Origin of the sequence: Mycobacterium sp., assembly GCF_049281135.1 — a bacterium.
Lineage (GTDB): Bacteria > Actinomycetota > Actinomycetes > Mycobacteriales > Mycobacteriaceae > Mycobacterium.
In genome coordinates this window covers 1-2,294 of record NZ_JBAPRN010000101.1, presented here as the reverse complement: position 1 = coordinate 2,294, position 2,294 = coordinate 1, and the positions used below count along the sequence as shown (strand labels likewise).

Annotated in this window: 3 protein-coding genes; 2 read left to right on the top strand and 1 reads right to left on the bottom strand. The window is 65.1% G+C overall.

The window, feature by feature from the left end; all coding sequences use genetic code 11:
* Positions 1-308 (top strand): class II fructose-bisphosphate aldolase (locus tag WAN02_RS04205; protein ID WP_422262921.1); only part of this gene is annotated, 308 nt, incomplete at its 5' end.
* A gap of 203 nt (positions 309-511) precedes the next feature.
* On the opposite strand, the gene WAN02_RS04200 is transcribed toward WAN02_RS04205, so the two are convergent.
* Positions 512-1,363, bottom strand: coding sequence for a hypothetical protein (locus WAN02_RS04200; RefSeq protein WP_422262920.1), 852 nt, complete (start codon positions 1,361-1,363; stop codon positions 512-514).
* Between the two features lie 102 nt (positions 1,364-1,465).
* Here WAN02_RS04200 and WAN02_RS04195 point away from each other — a divergent pair, with 102 nt between their 5' ends.
* Positions 1,466-1,882 carry a DUF3151 domain-containing protein gene (locus tag WAN02_RS04195; RefSeq protein WP_422262919.1) on the top strand — a complete coding sequence of 139 codons (417 nt, stop codon included), beginning with the start codon at positions 1,466-1,468 and terminating at the stop codon, positions 1,880-1,882.
* The last annotated feature ends 412 nt before the right edge of the window (positions 1,883-2,294 follow it).

The window sequence follows — 2,294 nt, the reverse complement described above, 5'->3', positions numbered from 1 at the left end:
GGTCCAAGCCGTTCGACTTCGTCTTCCACGGCGGCTCAGGTTCGTTGAAGTCCGAAATCGAAGAGGCGCTGCGCTACGGCGTCGTGAAGATGAACGTCGACACCGACACCCAGTACGCGTTCACCCGGCCGTTGGCCGCGCACATGTTCACCAACTACGACGGCGTGCTGAAGGTCGACGGCGAGGTGGGCAACAAGAAGGTCTACGACCCGCGCAGCTACCTGAAGAAGGCCGAAGCGTCGATGACCGAGCGCGTTATCGAGGCCTGCAACGACCTGCACTGCAACGGCAAGTCTGTCTCCGGGTAAGACTGCACCTTCGCGGTGAACCTCACCCGCCACTAGCGTCGCTGGCTAGGGGGACGAGTTTTTTTAATTTCGCACCACATGCGATATCACCACCCGCTGATAGCGCATATGCTGACGATTCCAGAAAAGGATGGGTCCCACCTGACGGTGCTGATGAGGCACGTGGTGACACAGAGGCTGGCGCGCTGCCGGCCCAATTAGTCTCAGCCGGTACTAGATTCGCAGATCTTCCACTGATCGTCGCGGTACTGCAGGTCAAAGCTGCGAGTCGAACGGGTCTGCGGCGCGTAGGCCATGAACGCGGTGACGTTGGCCTCCGCGTGGTTTCCGTCCACCACGACCTGGTCGATGTTGGCGACGACGGGATACTGCTTCGCCGCTGCGATGCGACGGTAGGTGTCGCTCCACTCGCGCTGGTCGTAGTTGACGTAGTCGTCGCGCATGCTGCCGCAGGTGATGCTACGCAGCGTGGTCAGGTCGCCGGTCTGCATCGCGGCGTCAAAGCTCTGAATGGTGTTGCGTACCTGATCTTCCTGCGACGCCTTCGCTTTTCTGTCATTGCGGGTCAGCAGCACGGTGCCCAGCACCGCGACTGCTGCCAGCGCCAGGATGATCAGGATCAACGCCAGCACCCAGCCCCAGCTGCGTTGACCAGATGGGCGCAGCTTGGCTCCCAGCCGAGGCGGAATCAGTTGTGGCGTAGCGATTCTGGCGCCTGATTGGCCGCCGCCCGGCGGGCGGCCGGGCTCGAAGGCCTCGGTGGCGGGGTCGTTGGCCGCGTTGATGATCGCGGTTTCCTTGGCGTCGAATCCCGGCGCGGTGAAGCGACGTTCACCGGGCTGAAGCTGGGGCATCGGCGGCTGTTGTTCCTGGCCGGCCGGGCCGATCACCTCGGTCGCCGGATCGGCCGCGCGGTAGCCCCCGGTCGTTTTTTCGTCGGCACCGGCCGCCGGTTCGACCGCGGTGTCTACCTCGGATTCCAGCGGGTCGCCCGCGGTGCCGCGGTCGCCGGACTCCGACGTGTTGTCGCGGTCGGGCCCTGATGGATTGGGCATAGGCGCAGCTGTCCTCTTCGGTGTCGAAATACCTATTGGAGCTTAGCGACCCGACACGAGGTCCGGCGTGGCGGCGTCGCGGTCGCACGGCACAATGGCGGCATGACGCCGATGCATGATCTGCTGGGACCCGAACCGATCTTGTTGCCCGGTGACCCGGATGCCGAGGCCCGATTGGACGCCGGTGACAACCCGGCTGCCGTCGCCGCAACCCACCCGTCGGCCTCGGTCGCCTGGGCGGCGTTGGCCGAAGACGCCCTCGCCGACGACAAGGCGATCACCGCCTACGCCTACGCGCGGACGGGGTATCACCGCGGACTGGACCAATTGCGCCGCAACGGCTGGAAAGGCTTCGGCCCGGTGCCGTATTCGCACGAGCCGAATCGCGGTTTCCTGCGCTGTGTGGCGTCGCTGGCACGGGCGGCCGATGCCATCGGCGAGACCGACGAGCAGGCGCGGTGTCTGGACCTGCTCGACGATTGCGACCCGGGCGCCCGCGCGGGCCTTGGCCTGAGCTAGCAGCTGGCTAATTCGGCTCTCGAGCTCCCACGTCGTTGTTGGCCGGCGCGTCGGGGCGGGAGACTCCCGCCTCCGCGGCCACGCGATCGATCAGCCTCAGGTCGGCGCCACGGACGCCACCGACCAACCGACCCGTGGGCTTCGCGCCATCGGATCCGCTAGGCGGCTCATCTGTCGATCCTGAACGCATGATCTTGCCGAAGTACGCCGCGCGCAGTCGCCGCAGCTCACCGAACTGAGTTCCGCCCCGGTCGGCAGGGCGCCGAATGACGAGCCGGGCGCGTATCAAAGTCAGCGTTGAATATGTATGACACAGCATATATGCTGTGTCATACATTAAGATGCGAAGCCCGAAAGCAAGGAGTCGACCATGACCACCACCGAACCCACCACCGAACCCACCATCGTGACC

Excerpts from the sequence above, each read along its gene's own strand:
- WAN02_RS04200 (WP_422262920.1), bottom strand. The coding sequence starts at position 1,363 with ATGCCCAATCCATCAGGGCCCGACCGCGACAACACGTCGGAGTCCGGC.
- WAN02_RS04195 (WP_422262919.1), top strand. The coding sequence starts at position 1,466 with ATGACGCCGATGCATGATCTGCTGGGACCCGAACCGATCTTGTTGCCC.